Below are 14514 nucleotides of genomic sequence, written 5' to 3'. Positions count from 1 at the left end.
AGGCGTATGAAGAAGACGCGCGGCTTTTCCGAGTCCTTGGAGCAAGAGCTTTACCAGGAGGAGTTTCCCTTTGGCCCCGTGAGCCGGCGGGGATTTTTGGCCTTGGGCCTCCTTAGCCTCGCCGCCTGTACCCCGGTGGTGCGGCGCAAGGGGGTGCCCTACGTGCGCCAGCCGGAGTGGGTGGTGGAAGGAGGGCGGGCGGAGTTCGTCACCGCCTTCCCCCATGCGGGCTTCGCCGAGGCGGTGCGGGTGCGCCACTACCAGGAGCGGCCCCTCTTCCTCGCTCCCCTCGAGGCGGCCATGAGCCCTTACCCCTTGGCCTCCCTCTACGCCCTTTACGATCCGGCCCGTAAGGGCAAGGCGCCGGACTGGGAGGGCTTTTTCGCCGCCTGGCGCAAGGCGCTTTGGGAAGGGGAAACCCTCCTCGTCCTGCCCCGCACCACCTCGCCCCGCCTCGAGGGCCTCCTGCAAAAGGCCCTTGCCCGCTACCCCAACCTCCGGGTGGCCCGGTTTGAGGCCTGGAGCCTGGAAAACGTCTACTTGGGGGCTGAGCTCGCCTTCGGGCGGCGGGCCTGGCCCGTGTACCGGCCCGAGAGGGCGGAAACGGTGCTCCTCCTGGACGTGGACCTCCACGAACACCCCGCCGGTTACCTCTGGGGAAGCGCCCTGGCCCAAAGGCGCCTTCCCCCCATGAACCGCATCTACGCCGTGGAGAGCGGGGCGAGCCTCCTCGGGTCCTTGGCCGACCACCGCCTGGCCCTAAAGCCCAGCGGGGTGGAGGCCTTCCTCCTGGACCTGGCCCGGGCTTTGGGGGCGGTGCCGGGAAGCCCGGCCTCGGACTACGGGGGCTTCCTCCCCGCCTTGGTGGAGGACCTCAGGCGGGGCGGGGTGGTGCTCCCCGGGGTCCACCTCTCCCCGGGGGCGCAGGCCTTGGCCATGGCGGTGAACGCCCAGCTTGGCGCCCCCGTGGCCTACGTGATCCCGCCCGAGGCGGAGCCGGCCACCCCCCGGGCCTTCCTGGAGGCGGAGCGGGCAAGCCGCCTGGTGTGGGCGGCGGAGGGGACTTTGCCAAGCCTTGCGGGCAAGGCCTTCGCCGCGGTGCTCTCCCTCTACCCCAAGGAGGCCCCCTACAGCCTCCCCCTGGCCCACCCCCTGGAGGCTTCGGGCCAGCACCGGGACGCCCTGGGGCGGCTTTGGCCCGCCCAGGCCCTCCTCAAGCCCCTCTGGGAAGGGAGGTCCTTGGAGGAGGTCCTGGCGGGCCTCTTGGAGGAAGAGCTTCCCGCCCTCTCCCCCGAGGAGAAGCGGGCCCTGGCGGAGGGCCGCCCCTTGGCCGAGGCGGAGGGCCTGGAGGTGGCCCTAAGGCCTGGCCTTCTGGACCGGCTTCCCCCCTTGCAGCAGGAGGCTCCCCTGGAGCTCACCCTGCGTCCCGAGGCCAGCCTCTTCGACGGCCGCTACCGGGGAAACCCCTACCTCCAGGAGCTTCCCCGGCCCCTAAGCCGCCTGGTTTGGGACGGGGCCCTTCTGGCGGGGGAGAAGCAGGCGGAGGCCTGGGGGCTTCTGGAGGGGATCCGGCAGCGGGAGCGCCGCGCCGACCCCAGAAGGCCCCTCCTCCGGGTGCGGGCGGGGGAGCGGGAGGCCCTTCTGCCCCTCTGGCCCCTTCCCCTTTTGCCGGAGGGAAGCCTCGTGGCCCCCCTTTCCCACTTCTTCCACCCCGAAGGGGTGGCCTTCCCGGCAGAGGTGAGCCCCACGGGACGGGACTACCCCTTGGTCTCCACCCAGTACCACGGCTACCTGGGGGAGGTGGAGGCGGTCCACGTGATGACCGAGGAGGAGGCCCTTAAGGAGCCCAAGGAGGAAAAGCGCCTCTCCTTCTACCCCCCTTGGCCCCAAGGGGAGCACGCCTGGGCCATGACCGTGGACCTGACCCGCTGCCTGGGGTGCGGGCTTTGCGTGCTGGCCTGCCAGGTGGAGAACAACATCCCCGTGGTGGGGAAGGAGGAGGTGCAAAAGGGGCGGGAGATGCACTGGATCCGCCTGGACCGCTACTTCACCCCCGAGGGGGCCCTCCACCAGCCGGTGATGTGCCAACACTGCGAGAAGGCCCCCTGCGAGGCGGTCTGCCCCGTGGCGGCCACGGAGCACTCCGATGAGGGGCTTAACCTTATGGTCTACAACCGCTGCGTGGGCACCAAGTACTGCTCCGCCAACTGCCCCTACAAGGCCCGCCGCTTCAACTTTTTCCCCTACGCCGAGCGCTTCTTGGGCCAAGGCGACCCCCGGAGGGCCAAGGAAAGCCCCCTTTCCCTCCTCATGAACCCGGAGGTGACGGTGCGGAGCCGAGGGGTCATGGAGAAGTGCACCTACTGCGTGCAGCGCATAGAGCTTGCCCGGGCGGAGGCGGCCAAGGAGGGGCGCAGGATCCGCACCGGGGAGGTGAGGACCGCCTGCCAGGAGGTCTGCCCCGGGAAGGCCATCCACTTCGGCGACCTCCTGGACCTCGAGGACCCCATCCAGGCCCACCGCAAGGAGGGGCGGCATTACGTCCTCCTCGAGGAGGCCAACACCTGGCCCCGCACCACCTACCTGGCCCACCTCAAGAACCCGAACCCCCGCCTAAGGAAGGAGGAGGCCCATGGCTAAGGAACCCCACCCGGACCGCGACCTCATCCAGGGGGAGTGGACGGAAAGGACCCTGGTGGAAAAGCTCTTGGAGCCCGTGGAGAAGCCCCCGCCCCGGCCTTGGAGGGTGGTCCTGGCGGTGGGCTTCGCCCTCACCCTGGCCTGGCTTTACGCCATCTTCGTCACCTTCGTCCAGGGCCTCGGCACCTGGGGCATCAACCAGCCCGTGGCCTGGGGGTACGACATCGTCCACTTCGTCTGGTGGATCGGCATCGGCCACGCCGGGACCCTCATCAGCGCCATCCTGGTCCTCATGCGCCAGAACTGGCGGGACTCCCTGAACCGGGTCACCGAGGCCATGACCCTCTTCGCCGTGCTCTGCGCCGCCACCTATCCCCTCATCCACATGGGCCGGCCCCAGCACTTCTACTGGGTCCTGCCCTACCCCACCCACATGGCCCTCTGGCCCCAGTACAAGAGCCCCCTTTCCTGGGACGTGCTGGCCATCATGACCTACCTCACCATCTCCACCCTCTTCCTCTACCTGGGGCTCATCCCCGATCTGGCCCTTCTGCGGGAAAGGAGCACCGGCTGGCGCAGGAAGCTCTACGGCTGGCTCTCCTTGGGCTGGACGGGGAACGCCGTCCATTGGCAGCGCTACCGGGCGGTGTACGTCCTCCTGGCGGGGCTCGCTACCCCCGTGGTCATCTCCGTGCACTCCGTGGTGAGCATGGACTTCGCCTACGGCCTGGTGCCGGGGTGGCACCTCACCGTCTTCCCGCCCTTCTTCGCCGCCGGGGCCATCTACTCGGGTTTCGCCATGGCCCTCACCCTCATCATTCCCCTCCGGAAGTGGTACCGGCTGGAGGGGGTCATCACCGAGCGGCACCTGGACTGGATGGCCAAGGTCACCCTGGCCTCGGGGCTGGGGGTGGCCTACATCTACCTCCTGGAGATCTTCATCGCCTGGTACAGCGGGGAGCCTGCGGAGTGGGCCCAGCAGCTGTGGCGCATGACCGGGCCCTACGCCCCCTACTACTGGGCCATGATGCTCATCAACGTGGTCCTCCTCCAGACCCTCTGGTTCCCCCGCTTCCGCAGGAACCTCACCTGGCTTTTCGTGTTCTCCATCCTGGCCAACGTGGGCATGTGGCTGGAGCGGTTCGTCATCGTGGTGATCAGCCTCTCCCACGACTTCCTGCCGGGGAACTTCCACCTCTACTACCCCACCTGGGTGGACGTGACCCTGTTCCTGGGGACCATCGGCTTCTTCCTCTTTGGCCTAGCCCTCTTCATCCGGCTTTTCCCGCCCATCGCCGTGGCGGAGATGGTCCACCTCTTCCACAAGTTGCGCAAGCACTAGGAGGGAAGGATGCTCTACGGCTACCTGGCCTACTTTGATGCGTCGGAGAAGCTCTTAGGGGCCCTAAGGGCCCTCAAGGGGAAGGGGTACCGCCAGTTGGAGGCCTTAACTCCCAACCCCGTGGAGGGGATTGAGGAGGTGCTGGGAGGGGATGGGCGCATCCCTTGGGTGGCCTTCTTTCTGGGGGTGCTGGGTGCCGGGCTTGGGCTTTTCCTCCAGGTCTACACCACCTTGGACTACCCCCACAACGCCGGGGGAAAACCCCTTTTGGGCTGGCCCGCCTTCATCCCCGTGACCTTTGAGCTCACCATCCTCACCATCACCGTGGGGATCTTCCTCTACCTTCTCTACATCAACGGCCTGCCCTTGGCCGCCCACCCGGCGGTGCGGGCCCGGGGGTATGTGGAGGTGCTCCTGGACCGTTACGGGGTCTTCCTCTATGCCACGGACCCCCGTTTTGACCCCGAGGCCACCCGGGCCCTCCTCGAGGCCCTGGGGGCGGAGGTGGAGGAGGTGCGGCGTGACTAGGCTCCTCCTTGTCCTCTTCCCCCTCCTCTCCGCCTGCGGCTGGATGTGGGACCAGCCCAAGGCCAAGGCCTTCCGCCCCGCGCCCTTGGCGGTGGAGGTGCCGGAGGAGCGGGTGCGCTTCGGGGAGAACCTGAACCCCGAGGTGCGGCTTGGGGTAAAGCCGGAAGGGGGCTTTGCGGAAAACCCCTACGCCTTCACCCAAGCGGAGCTTTTGCGGGGCAAGGCGCTTTACCAGAGCTTTTGCGCCGTCTGCCACGGGGTGCGGGGAGAGGGGGATGGCCGGGTCATCCCCCTAGGGGTGCCCAAGCCCCGCTCCTACCACGACCCTGCGGTGCGGGGGATGCCCGAGGGCTACTTTTACTTCGCCGCCACCAACGGGTTTGGCCGCATGCTTTCCTATAAAAGCCGTATTCCCGAGAGGGAGCGCTGGCTCATCGCCCACTACATCAAGCGCTGCCTCCTGGAGGCAGCCTGCCCTAGGGAGGTGACGGATGCAGAGGTCCATTGAGGCTCCCCGCGCTTGGCCTTGGGCCTTGGGCCTGGGGCTATACGCCCTGGCCTTTCTCTTCGGGGCCCCCGCCGCTTACTTTCCCTTCGCCTTTTTCCTCCTCCTCTCCCTGGGGGCCCTTTTGCTCCTCCTCCTCCACAACGCCATAAGGAGCCGCTGGGGGATTCCCTTGGAGCCCTACCTCTACCCCTTGGCCCGGCTCCTGCCCCTCATGGGCCTCTTGGGTCTGCCCTTTTTCCTCTTCCTGCCCGAGCTCTTTCCCTGGGCCAGGCCCGAGGCCCTTTCCGACCCCATCCTGCGCCACCGCGCCCCTTACCTGAATGCGCCTTTTTTCCTCCTCCGCTACCTTGCCTTCTTCGCCCTTTTCGCCTGGGTCTTGACCAGGCTTCGCCCTGGGGAGCACCGGGCGGAGGTGGGGGCCTGGGGGCTTGCCCTAAGCTTTGTGGCGGGCACCTTCCTCGCCTTTGACCTCTTCAAGAGCCTCGAGGCCCACTTCTACTCCGCCTCCTACGGGGCCATCCTCCTCCTTTCCGCCGTCCTCCTCGCCCTTTCCCTGGCCGTGGCCCTGGCGGCCAGGAAGGGGACGCCTGCCCTCCTAGGCCAGGCCCAGAACCACACCAACCTCCTCCTGGCCTTCTCCATCATCTGGATCTACGTGGAGGCCACCACCCTCATCATCGTCTGGGGCGCCGACCTGCCCCACGAGGTGGAGTTCTACCTGAAACGTCTAGAGGGCCCTTGGGACGAGGTGGCCGCCCTTTGGGTGGTAGGGGGGTTTTTCCTCCCCTTCCTCTACCTCCTCACCAACCTACCCAAGCGGGAGGCCCGCTTCCTCCTCCCCGTGGCCCTTTGGATCCTGGCCTTCCACCTCGTCCACCTTGCCTGGTACCTCCTGCCCGCCCTGGGTCGGGGGGTTGGAGCAGGAGAGGTCCTGGGCTTCCTGGGGCTTGGCCTCCTCTTCGCCGCACGGCTATCTCGGGGCTAAGCTGGGTCATTTGCACCTACCTTCACAAGAAGCCCGGGAGGAAACTGAGCTTAGGGGTACGTGGTACAGGTACCCGGGAGGTGGCAGATGGCGACGAAGGTTTTGGTCCTAGGAGGTGGCTCGGGCGGCCTGGTGGCGGCCAACAAGGTGAAGAGGCTTCTGGGACGGGAGGTGGAGGTCACCTTGGTGGACAAGAACGCCTACCACGAGTTCATGCCCGCCTACCCCTGGGTGGCCTTCGGCATGCGGGAGCCCGAGGAGGTGCGCAGGCCCCTCGCCAACCTGGAAAAACGGGGCATCCAGTACCTTCAGGCCACGGTAGAGGCTTTGGACCCAGACCACAACAAGGTGAAGACCAGCGCTGGGGAACTCACCTACGATTACCTCATCGTGTCCTTGGGGGCGGAGGCCATGCCTTCCCCCGCCAAGGACGGGCATGCCCCCTGGAGCCTCGAGGGGGCCTTGAAGCTCCGCCAGGCCCTGAAGGACTTCAAGGGGGGCCGGGTGGTGGTGGGGGTTTCCTCCCCTTACTACCCCTGCCCCCCCGCGCCTTATGAGGTGGCGGGGCAGGTGGAGTTCGCCCTCAAGGTGAAGGGGGTGCGGGAGAAGAGCACGGTGGAGGTCTTCCACCTGAACCCGGCCCCCCTGGCGGGCATGGGCCCGGTGATTTCCAGCAAGGTCCTGGAGATCCTCAAGTCCAAGGGCATCGCCTTCCACGGGGAGTTTGAGCCGGTGGCCTTTGAAGGCGGCAAGGTGAAGGCCAAGGATGGGCGGGAGCTCGCCTACGACCTCCTTATCCTCACGCCCCCCTTCGCTCCCAACCGGGTGGTGCGGGAATCTCCCCTGGCGGGGCCGAACGGCTTCCCCGAGGTGCACAAGACCACCTTCCGATCCCCTAGGTTCCCCAACGTGTTCGTCATCGGCGACACCGTGAACCCCGCCCTCATGTTGCCCCCCGCCGGGGTGGTGGCCCACTTCCAGGGGGAGTACGTGGCCGGGGTCATCGCCTCCGACCTCAAGGGGGCCTACATCGGCGAGCCCTTCAACCCCGTGGCCATGTGCATCATGGACTTCGGGGACAACGCGCTCCTGCCCCAGTGCTCCTTTGAAAGGCTCCTGGCGGGTACCGGCATGCCCTCTTGTGGCGTGATGGCCGTGGGCAAGTGGGTGCGGGTGACCAAGATGCTCTTCGAGGGCTTCTGGTTCGCCACCCTCATCGAGTAGGAGGGGTTATGGAGAAGACCGCGACGGTGGAAGAGCGCCTTGCCCGCATAGAGGCGGTGCTGGAAAAAAGCGGGCTTGGCCTTTTGGCCCAGATGGGGGCGGGGGAGACCCTTTCCGAGAACCTGGGCCTCCTTTTGGACCCCAAGAACCTGGAGCTTGTTTCCCTCCTGGCCCGCTTCCTGGACCAGGCGGAGGCCTTGGGGAAGCTGGTAGAAACCCTGGAGAAGCTGGAGAAATCGGGGGCCTTGGCCTTTCTCGGCCACCTTTCCGAGAATTTCGGCGAGGGCTTGGGGATGCTCATGGAGCCCCAGCTTCTAAGGCTCATCTCCCACGGGGCCAACCTCTTGGACATCCTCTCCCGCATTGAGCCCGCCGCCATCGGCATGATGGCCAGCGCCCTGGAGCGGGGGCTGGCCGACACCTTTACCCCCGAAACCCTGCGGGACCCTCCCCGGGTGGGCCTGGCGGGCCTCCTCAAGCAACTGGCCGACCCCGAGGTGCAAAAGGCCTTGGGCGTGCTTTTCCTCCTCCTCAAGGCCCTGGGCAAGGCCTTTGGCCACATGAACGAGGACATGAAGGCCCTCGAGGCCATGATGGCCAAGATGATGCCCAAAAAGTAACCCTGCCCCAAAGGGGCCGGGAAGCTTCCCGGCCCCTTTTGTGGTAGCCTGTTCCCATGGCCGAGAACCCTCAGGGCCTTGCGGGCGAAGCCTTGCTCCTTCGCATCTTCCTGGGGGAGTCGGACCGGTTTGGGGGCCGCCCCCTCCACGAGGCCATCGTTTTGGAGGCGAAGCGGCGGGGCCTGGCGGGGGCCACGGTGCTCAAGGGCTTCATGGGGTATGGCGCCCATTCCCGCATCCACACCGCCAAGGTCCTGCAGCTTTCCGAGGACCTGCCCGTGGTGGTGGAGATCGTGGACACCGAGGAGAAGATCCACGCCTTCCTGCCCGTTCTGGAGGGGATGGTGAAGGAGGGGCTCATCACCCTAGAGAAGGTGAGGGTCCTCCGCTACCAAAGCCGGTAAGCTCCCTTCCTTTTTTCCTGCCCCTTCCGCCCTAGCCTAAGGGCATGGGAAGGATCCCCCCGGGCCAGATCGTCACCGAGCGCTTCCCCATCCTCACCTACGGGGAAGAACCCAAGGTAGCGCCCGAAACGTGGCGCTTTAGCCTCTTCGGCCTGGTGGACTCCCCCCTCACCCTCACCTACCCGGACCTCCTGGCCCTGCCCCAGGTGGAGCTCACCCGGGACTTCCACTGCGTCACCCGCTGGAGCCGGCTGGACGTGGCCTGGAAGGGGGTGCGGGTCCGGGACCTTCTGGAACGGGCGAGGCCCAAGCCCGAGGCGGTGGCCGCCTTGGTCCACGCCTACGGGGGCTACACCACCAACCTCCTCCTGGAAGACCTTTTGCGGGAGGACGTGATCCTGGCCCACACCCTCTTCGGCAAGCCCCTTCCCCCCGAGCGGGGCGGTCCCGTGCGCCTGCTGGTGCCCCACCTCTACGCCTGGAAGAGCGCCAAGTGGGTGCGGGGCATAGAGCTTTTGGACCACCTGGAGCTGGGGTTTTGGGAACGGCTGGGCTACCACTGGCGGGGGGACCCTTGGCGGGAGGAGCGCTTCCAGGAAGGTCCCATCCCCGCCGCAAGCCTGAGGTTTCGCAGTAAGAAAACCTGATATAATCAGGCTAAGGAGGTGGGAGGATGACCCTCAAGGAAGCCCAGCTCGGGGTGGACGAGGCCTTAAAGGCCTACGAGGCCTGTGTGGAGCGGGAGGCCCTGGAGTACGGGGAGGAGTACGAGCGGGTCACCTTCATGGAGTACGAGGCCCCCGCCCCCGACCCCTGCGCCGAGGCCTTTTCCCGCCTGGTGGCGGCGGTGCGGGCCTACGAGGCGGCGGGGGGAAGGCGGGAGGATCTGGACCTTCGGGGCCAGGAGGCAAAGGTCTACGAGGCCTTGGACAAGGGATAGGCCCGGGGCCTTCCCTCTTGGAAGTAGAAGGCTTCCTGGTAGCCCAACCGCAGGAGGAGCTCCACCGCCTCTTGGAAGGCGAAGCCCACCTGCTCTGGGCGGTGGGCGTCGGAGCCCAGGACCACGGGGATGCCCAGCTCCTGGGCCCGCCTAAGGAGGCAAAAGGCGGGGTAGACCTCCTTGGCCGGGTTGCGGAGCCCGGCGGTGTTCACGTCCAGGAAAAGCCCTTCCTCGGCCACGGCCCGTAAGGCGGGCTCGGCGAGTTCCAGAAGCGCTTCCTCCTCCAGGCGGTGGCCGAACTTCTTGGGCAGGTCCAGGTGGCCGATGGCATGGAAAAGGCCGCTTCGCGCCGCCTTTTCCACCTCCTGGAAGTAGGCGCGGAACACCTCCGCCAGCTCGCGCCAGGCGTACTCCTCCTGGTGGTCTGGGTGGTCCAGGGGCCAGGCGCCCAGGTAGTGGACGCTGCCGATCACGTAGTCAAAGGGGTAGCTCTTGAGGAGGGTCCTCACGAAGGCCTCGGTGCCGGGGTGGAAGTCGGCCTCGAGGCCGATCCCCACATAGAGCTCGGGGTGAAGCTCCCGCACCCTTTCCAGGGCCAGGAGGTAAAAGGGGAGCTCGGAAAGGCGCATGCGGCTCTGGGGGTCGTACCAGGAGGGCATGGGGCTGTGGTCGGTGAAAATGAGGCCCTTTAGCCCTGCCCTTCTGGCCTGGAAGAGGTACTCCCCCGGGGCCCCCTCCGCATGGCCGCAGAGGGGGGTGTGGACGTGGCTATCCACCATGGGACCATTCTATCCGAACGAGAAGCCCCCGCCAGGCGTAGGCCACCACCCCTTGTCCCAGGGCCTTCGCCAGGTCTAAGGACAAGAAGGGGTCTTCCTCGGGAGCCCCTGCCTCCTGCACCAAAACGGGAACAAAGGGGGGTAAGAGGGCGGGGTAGCGGGCCAAGAGGGCCTCCACCCGGAAGGCCTTTGCCCAAAGCCGCTTCAGGGCAAAGAGGGCCTCCTGGGGGGTGGCTGCGGGGTGGGCCTCCCCTTCCCCTACCCGGCGCAGGAGGAAGGGCCCCCGCCCCTTTAGCGCTTCCAGGAAGGCCTCGGCCCGCTCGGGCAGGAGGTAGCTTTCCCGCACCGCCCTTTCCGCCTCCTGTGCTGCCAGGAGAAGCCGCTCCTCGTCCACCCGCACCCCGAAGACCCCCTGGAAGAGCCTCCCGATGCGCTCAGGGAGGTTATTCAGGCGGAAGAACTCCTCCTCCAGGCCCGCCACCCAGGTGGGGGCCACGGGAAAGCCCAAGGCCAAAGCCCGCCGCAACAGGGCCACTTCCCCTTCCCCCGCCGCCGTTTCCAGGGGAACTAGTCCAGGCTCCGCCATAGGTACCAAGCGAGGTGGCTCCGGTAGGGGCGGAAGGGTTCGCCCCAGGCCGGTAGCCCCGATTCCTCCACGCCAAAAAGGGCCTTGGCCGCCCGCCTTAGGCCCAGGTCCCCCACCGGCCAGACGTCGGGCCGCCCCAGACCGAACATGAGGAACATCTCCGCCGTCCAGGGGCCCACGCCCCGTATGCGCAAAAGCCGTTCCTTCACCGCCTCGTCCTCCAGGGCCTCCAGGCCTTCTAGGAGGCCTTCTTGGGCCTTGGCCGCCAGGTGGTGCAACGCCTGGGCCTTAGCCCAGGAGAGCCCCACCTGGCGCAGGGCCTCGAGGGGAAGCCTGGCCACTGCCTCCGGCCGGGGTTCCACCCGCTGCCAGAGCCGGGTGGTGAGGGCCTCCGCCGCCTTGCCAGAAAGCTGCTGGGCCACGATGCTTTCCGCCAAAACCCGGAAAGGGTCCCGCCGGGGCACGGGGTGGGGGTGGAAGGGGGCGGGGCCGTGCCGGGCCAAGAAGGCCAACAGGAGGGGGTGCTCAAACAAACCGCACCCCTTCGGCCCGGGTCACCTTGCCCTGGTAGAGGAAGGCGACCTGGCGGAGGGCGGCCTGGAGGTCAAAGGGGGTGAGGGCGCTGGTGGCGTCCTCGGGCAGGACCACCTGGTACCAGCGCAAGGCGGCGGAGCCTGCGGTGTGGAGCACGCAGATGTTGGCCACGGTCCCCGTGACCACCACGTGCTTTACCCCCCATAGGTGCAGGTAGTGGTCCAAGGGGGTGCCGTAGAAGGCGTCGTAGCGCACCTTCTGCACGATGAGGTCGCCGGGCTCGGGGCGGAGCTCCTCGAGGATCTCCGCTCCCCAGGTGCCGGCCACGGCGTGCCGGGGCCAGATCTGGAACTCGGGGTCGTCCTCCCGGTGCCAGTCTTGGGTGTAGACCACCCTAGCCCCCGCCGCCCGCGCCCGTTGCAGAAGAAGCCGGATGGCGGGGACGCTTTTGGGGGCCTCGGGCACGAAGAGGGCCCCTTGGGGGTGGGCGAAATCGTTTTGCATGTCCACCACGATGAGGGCCGTTTCCTTAGCGGGTAGCTCTAGGCCTTCCACCTTGGGAATCTCCGGAACTTCCACCATACCCCCATTGTGCCACCCTTGACCGGGGGTGGGGGAGGGGCTACACTTCTATAGCATGAAAATACGGGACCTCCTCAAAAGCCGCCAGGGGCCCCTTTTCTCCTTTGAGTTCTTCCCCCCCAAGACGGCGGAGGGGGAGGAGGCGCTTTTCCGCACCATGGCCGAGCTCAAGGCCTTCCGCCCCGCCTTCGTGTCCATCACCTACGGGGCCATGGGGAGCACCCGGGAAAGGAGCGTGGTTTGGGCGAGGAGGATATTGGAGCTTGGCCTAACCCCCCTGGCCCACCTCACCGTGGCGGGGCAGAGCCGGGCGGAGGTGGGGGAGGTCCTGGACCGGTTTGTGGAAAGCGGGGTGGAAAACCTCCTTGCCCTGCGGGGGGACCCGCCCCAAGGGGAAAGGGTGTTCCGACCCCATCCCGAGGGCTTCCGCTACGCCGCCGAGCTGGTGGCCTTGATCCGGGCCCGCTATGGGGAGGAGGTTTCCGTGGGCGGGGCCGCCTACCCCGAGGGGCACCCGGAGAGCGAGAGCCTTCAGGCCGACCTCCGCCACTTCAAGGCCAAGGTGGAGGCGGGTTTGGACTTTGCCATCACCCAGCTTTTCTTCAACAACGCCCATTACTTTGGCTTCCTGGAGAGGGCCCGGCGTGCGGGGATAGAGATCCCCATCCTCCCCGGCATCATGCCCATCACCAACTACGCCCAGCTCCGCCGCTTCACCGAGGTCTGCGGGGCCAGCATCCCTGGTCCCCTCCTTTCCAAACTGGAGCGCCACCAGGATGACCCCAAGGCCATTCTGGAGATCGGGGTGGACCACGCCGCCCGTCAGGTGGCCGAGCTCCTCCAGGCGGGGGTGGAGGGGGTCCACTTCTACACCCTAAACAAGAGCCCCGCTACCCGCATGGTCTTAGAACAGCTGGGCTTCCGCCCGGTGGCCTAGACCGCCACCCCTTCCCCGAAGCTTCCCAGGCTCACCTCTTGCCCCCGGAGGGCGAGGAGCTTGCCCAGGGCTAGAAGCTTTTCCTCTTCCCCGTGGACCAAAACCACCCGGGGTTGGCCTTGGAGCCAGTCCAGAAGCTCGTCCTGCCCCGCATGGCCCGAGAAGCCGCCTAGGGTGTGCACCTCGGCCCTAAGGGGCACTTCCTGCCCCAGGATGCGCACCCGCTCGGGCCGGGCGATGATCTCCGCTCCCAGGCCCCCCCGGGGCTGGTAGCCCACGAAGACCACGGCGTTTTTAGGGTCGGGCAGCCCGTGCTTCAGGTGGTGGAGGATCCGCCCCCCCGAGAGCATCCCGCTTCCGGCGATGACCACCATGGGCCCGGGTTCTTGGGCCAAGGCCTTGGACGCCTCGGCGTTTTCCGCTACCACAAGCCCTCGAGGGCGGAAGGGGTTCTTGCCCTTTAGGAAGTAGTCCTGCACCTCCTCGCTAAAGTAGCGCACGAGCCTCGGGTATAACTCCAAAACCCGTTCGGCCATGGGGGAGTCCAGGAGGATGGGGGCCTTGGGCAGGCGGTGGCCGTTCTCATAAAGGAGGAAAAGGATCTCCTGCGCCCGCTCCACGGCAAAGGAAGGGATATAGACCTTACCCCCGCGGCCTAAAACCCGGCCGAGGATTTCCAAAAACTCTTCCACCGTGGCGGCGAAGGAGCGGTGGGGCCGATCGCCATAGGTTCCCTCGCAGAGGACGAGGTCGGCCATAGGGGGAGGCGAAGGGTCGGGGAGGACCACCTTTTCCCGGTTGCCCAGGTCCCCGCTGTACACGAAGGTCTTACCCTCCCCTTGGGCCACCACGAAGCCGCTTCCGGGCAGGTGGCCCGCCTGGGAGAGGGAAAGGGTGAGGCTACCCAGGCGGAGCCATTCCCCGTACTCCAGGGGCTTGGTGTGGCGGAACACCTCTTCCACGTCCTCCTCGTCAAAAAACGGCTTTTCCATCACTTTTAGGGCGTCCTGCAAGACGATGCGCATCAGGAGGAGGGTGGCTTGGGTGGCGTAGACGGGCCCGCGAAACCCCTCGCGGAAGAGCCTGGGGAGGCGGCCCACGTGGTCCAGGTGGGCGTGGGTGAGGATCACCGCCTCCACCCCCTTGGGGTCAAAGCCGAAGGGGGCGAGGTTTTTCTCCTCTTCCTTTCCCTGGAACATCCCGCAGTCCAGAAGCACCCGCCGCCCCTCAGCCAAGAGGAGGTGGCAGCTTCCCGTCACCTCCCGGGTAGCGCCAAAAGGTACGATGCGCATGCCCTTATCTTGACACTCACCCTGGGGTGTGTTAGCCTATTCCCTCGGACAGGGTCCCATCCCCGGTCCCGCCACCCTAGCTCAACAGGCAGAGCACCCGACTTGTAATCGGGGGGTTGGGGGTTCAACTCCCCTGGGTGGCTCCACAAGAGGGCGTGGGCAGGTGCCCGAGCGGCCAAAGGGGACGGTCTGTAAAACCGTTGGCGCACGCCTACGCTGGTTCGAATCCAGCCCTGCCCACCAAACGGTGTGCCCACGCACACCCCATGCGGGAGTAGCTCAGTTGGTAGAGCATCGGCTTCCCAAGCCGAGGGTCGCGGGTTCGAGTCCCGTCTCCCGCTCCACGAGCTCGCGTAGCTCAGCAGGTAGAGCACACCCTTGGTAAGGGTGAGGTCGCCGGTTCGAGCCCGGCCGCGAGCTCCATCTTTTTGTCTGCCCTGGGCCTAAGGCCCCCAGGGCGGTCTTTGCGTGCAAGGAAAGAGGAGGAACCATGGCCAAGGGCGAGTTTATCCGGACGAAGCCTCACGTGAACGTGGGGACGATTGGGCACGTGGACCACGGGAAGACGACGTTGACGGCGGCGTTGACGTACGTAGCGGCGGCGGAGAACCCG

At 66.8% G+C, this 14514-nt stretch carries 17 protein-coding genes and 4 tRNA genes; 16 read left to right on the top strand and 5 right to left on the bottom strand.

Annotation, left to right across the window (positions count from 1 at the left end; translation table 11 throughout):
- Positions 1–6: 6 nt before the first annotated feature.
- The 10 genes from ABXG85_RS12425 to ABXG85_RS12380 all read left to right on the top strand — a co-directional run bounded on the left by ABXG85_RS12425 (position 7) and on the right by ABXG85_RS12380 (position 9191).
- Positions 7–2640: a 4Fe-4S dicluster domain-containing protein gene (locus ABXG85_RS12425; RefSeq protein WP_353513936.1), complete on the top strand. Its 2634-nt coding sequence runs from the start codon at positions 7–9 to the stop codon at positions 2638–2640.
- Positions 2633–3982 (top strand): NrfD/PsrC family molybdoenzyme membrane anchor subunit, encoded by a 1350-nt coding sequence (gene nrfD, locus ABXG85_RS12420; RefSeq protein WP_353513935.1) that lies wholly within the window; start codon positions 2633–2635, stop codon positions 3980–3982. The genes ABXG85_RS12425 and nrfD overlap by 8 nt, the downstream gene beginning before the upstream one ends.
- Positions 3983–3991: 9 nt before the next feature.
- Positions 3992–4510 carry a DUF3341 domain-containing protein gene (locus ABXG85_RS12415; RefSeq protein ID WP_353513934.1) on the top strand — a complete coding sequence of 173 codons (519 nt, stop codon included), beginning with the start codon at positions 3992–3994 and terminating at the stop codon, positions 4508–4510.
- Between the two features lie 43 nt (positions 4511–4553).
- On the top strand, positions 4554–5018 hold the full coding sequence (locus tag ABXG85_RS12410) for a c-type cytochrome (RefSeq protein ID WP_353513953.1): 465 nt from the start codon (positions 4554–4556) through the stop codon (positions 5016–5018).
- On the top strand, positions 5002–6003 hold the full coding sequence (locus tag ABXG85_RS12405; protein ID WP_353513933.1) for a hypothetical protein: 1002 nt from the start codon (positions 5002–5004) through the stop codon (positions 6001–6003). Before ABXG85_RS12410 ends, ABXG85_RS12405 begins: the two co-directional genes overlap by 17 nt.
- An 87-nt stretch (positions 6004–6090) precedes the next feature.
- Complete coding sequence (locus ABXG85_RS12400; RefSeq protein ID WP_353513932.1) at positions 6091–7227, top strand: NAD(P)/FAD-dependent oxidoreductase; 1137 nt, start codon at positions 6091–6093, stop codon at positions 7225–7227.
- An 8-nt stretch (positions 7228–7235) separates the two neighbouring features.
- Positions 7236–7847, top strand: coding sequence for a helical membrane plugin domain-containing protein (locus ABXG85_RS12395; protein ID WP_353513931.1), 612 nt, complete (start codon positions 7236–7238; stop codon positions 7845–7847).
- Between the two features lie 56 nt (positions 7848–7903).
- Positions 7904–8251 carry a DUF190 domain-containing protein gene (locus ABXG85_RS12390; protein ID WP_353513930.1) on the top strand — a complete coding sequence of 116 codons (348 nt, stop codon included), beginning with the start codon at positions 7904–7906 and terminating at the stop codon, positions 8249–8251.
- Between the two features lie 44 nt (positions 8252–8295).
- Positions 8296–8898 carry a sulfite oxidase-like oxidoreductase gene (locus ABXG85_RS12385; protein WP_353513929.1) on the top strand — a complete coding sequence of 201 codons (603 nt, stop codon included), beginning with the start codon at positions 8296–8298 and terminating at the stop codon, positions 8896–8898.
- A 26-nt stretch (positions 8899–8924) separates the two neighbouring features.
- Complete coding sequence (locus ABXG85_RS12380) at positions 8925–9191, top strand: hypothetical protein (protein ID WP_353513928.1); 267 nt, start codon at positions 8925–8927, stop codon at positions 9189–9191.
- Here ABXG85_RS12380 and ABXG85_RS12375 read toward each other — a convergent pair.
- The 4 genes from ABXG85_RS12375 to ABXG85_RS12360 are packed head-to-tail and all read right to left on the bottom strand — an operon-like array spanning position 9167 to position 11672.
- Complete coding sequence (locus ABXG85_RS12375) at positions 9167–9970, bottom strand: histidinol-phosphatase HisJ family protein (protein ID WP_353513927.1); 804 nt, start codon at positions 9968–9970, stop codon at positions 9167–9169. The genes ABXG85_RS12380 and ABXG85_RS12375 overlap by 25 nt on opposite strands.
- The gene (locus ABXG85_RS12370; RefSeq protein ID WP_353513926.1) at positions 9960–10556 is read right to left on the bottom strand and encodes a hypothetical protein; all 597 of its coding nucleotides are present in this window, start codon (positions 10554–10556) and stop codon (positions 9960–9962) included. The genes ABXG85_RS12375 and ABXG85_RS12370 overlap by 11 nt, the downstream gene beginning before the upstream one ends.
- Positions 10538–11089: a DNA-3-methyladenine glycosylase family protein gene (locus tag ABXG85_RS12365; RefSeq protein WP_353513925.1), complete on the bottom strand. Its 552-nt coding sequence runs from the start codon at positions 11087–11089 to the stop codon at positions 10538–10540. Before ABXG85_RS12365 ends, ABXG85_RS12370 begins: the two co-directional genes overlap by 19 nt.
- Positions 11082–11672, bottom strand: a complete 591-nt coding sequence (locus ABXG85_RS12360; RefSeq protein ID WP_353513924.1) for a nicotinamidase — start codon at positions 11670–11672, stop codon at positions 11082–11084. The genes ABXG85_RS12365 and ABXG85_RS12360 overlap by 8 nt, the downstream gene beginning before the upstream one ends.
- Before the next feature lie 55 nt (positions 11673–11727).
- Here ABXG85_RS12360 and metF point away from each other — a divergent pair, with 55 nt between their 5' ends.
- Positions 11728–12609: a methylenetetrahydrofolate reductase [NAD(P)H] gene (gene metF / locus ABXG85_RS12355; protein ID WP_353513923.1), complete on the top strand. Its 882-nt coding sequence runs from the start codon at positions 11728–11730 to the stop codon at positions 12607–12609.
- Here metF and ABXG85_RS12350 read toward each other — a convergent pair.
- A complete protein-coding gene (locus tag ABXG85_RS12350) occupies positions 12606–13901 on the bottom strand; it encodes an MBL fold metallo-hydrolase (RefSeq protein WP_353513922.1) in 1296 nt (431 codons plus the stop codon). The genes metF and ABXG85_RS12350 overlap by 4 nt on opposite strands.
- A gap of 70 nt (positions 13902–13971) precedes the next feature.
- Here ABXG85_RS12350 and ABXG85_RS12345 point away from each other — a divergent pair.
- The 5 genes from ABXG85_RS12345 to ABXG85_RS12325 form a co-directional block, all read left to right on the top strand.
- Positions 13972–14047: transfer RNA gene (locus ABXG85_RS12345), tRNA-Thr, on the top strand.
- An 11-nt stretch (positions 14048–14058) separates the two neighbouring features.
- Positions 14059–14144: transfer RNA gene (locus ABXG85_RS12340), tRNA-Tyr, on the top strand.
- Between the two features lie 25 nt (positions 14145–14169).
- Positions 14170–14245, top strand: a tRNA-Gly gene (locus ABXG85_RS12335).
- Between the two features lie 3 nt (positions 14246–14248).
- Positions 14249–14324 (top strand) — tRNA-Thr (locus ABXG85_RS12330).
- 67 nt (positions 14325–14391) lie between these two features.
- On the top strand, positions 14392–14514 hold a 123-nt coding region (locus ABXG85_RS12325; RefSeq protein ID WP_353513952.1), incomplete at its 3' end, for a GTP-binding protein.

This window comes from Thermus sp. LT1-2-5, from assembly GCF_040363165.1.
Classification (GTDB): Bacteria; Deinococcota; Deinococci; order Deinococcales; family Thermaceae; genus Thermus.
Note: the sequence above shows the minus strand (reverse complement) of the source record. Positions and strands in the feature narration are given on the sequence as shown.

Coding starts and splice junctions, on each gene's coding strand:
- ABXG85_RS12375 (WP_353513927.1), bottom strand. CDS start 9,970: ATGGTGGATAGCCACGTCCACACCCCCCTCTGCGGCCATGCGGAGGGG.
- ABXG85_RS12390 (WP_353513930.1), top strand. CDS start 7,904: ATGGCCGAGAACCCTCAGGGCCTTGCGGGCGAAGCCTTGCTCCTTCGC.
- ABXG85_RS12395 (WP_353513931.1), top strand. CDS start 7,236: ATGGAGAAGACCGCGACGGTGGAAGAGCGCCTTGCCCGCATAGAGGCG.
- ABXG85_RS12410 (WP_353513953.1), top strand. CDS start 4,554: ATGTGGGACCAGCCCAAGGCCAAGGCCTTCCGCCCCGCGCCCTTGGCG.
- ABXG85_RS12400 (WP_353513932.1), top strand. CDS start 6,091: ATGGCGACGAAGGTTTTGGTCCTAGGAGGTGGCTCGGGCGGCCTGGTG.
- ABXG85_RS12415 (WP_353513934.1), top strand. CDS start 3,992: ATGCTCTACGGCTACCTGGCCTACTTTGATGCGTCGGAGAAGCTCTTA.
- nrfD (WP_353513935.1), top strand. CDS start 2,633: ATGGCTAAGGAACCCCACCCGGACCGCGACCTCATCCAGGGGGAGTGG.
- ABXG85_RS12350 (WP_353513922.1), bottom strand. CDS start 13,901: ATGCGCATCGTACCTTTTGGCGCTACCCGGGAGGTGACGGGAAGCTGC.
- metF (WP_353513923.1), top strand. CDS start 11,728: ATGAAAATACGGGACCTCCTCAAAAGCCGCCAGGGGCCCCTTTTCTCC.
- ABXG85_RS12360 (WP_353513924.1), bottom strand. CDS start 11,672: ATGGTGGAAGTTCCGGAGATTCCCAAGGTGGAAGGCCTAGAGCTACCC.
- ABXG85_RS12385 (WP_353513929.1), top strand. CDS start 8,296: ATGGGAAGGATCCCCCCGGGCCAGATCGTCACCGAGCGCTTCCCCATC.
- ABXG85_RS12405 (WP_353513933.1), top strand. CDS start 5,002: ATGCAGAGGTCCATTGAGGCTCCCCGCGCTTGGCCTTGGGCCTTGGGC.
- ABXG85_RS12380 (WP_353513928.1), top strand. CDS start 8,925: ATGACCCTCAAGGAAGCCCAGCTCGGGGTGGACGAGGCCTTAAAGGCC.
- ABXG85_RS12370 (WP_353513926.1), bottom strand. CDS start 10,556: ATGGCGGAGCCTGGACTAGTTCCCCTGGAAACGGCGGCGGGGGAAGGG.
- ABXG85_RS12425 (WP_353513936.1), top strand. CDS start 7: ATGAAGAAGACGCGCGGCTTTTCCGAGTCCTTGGAGCAAGAGCTTTAC.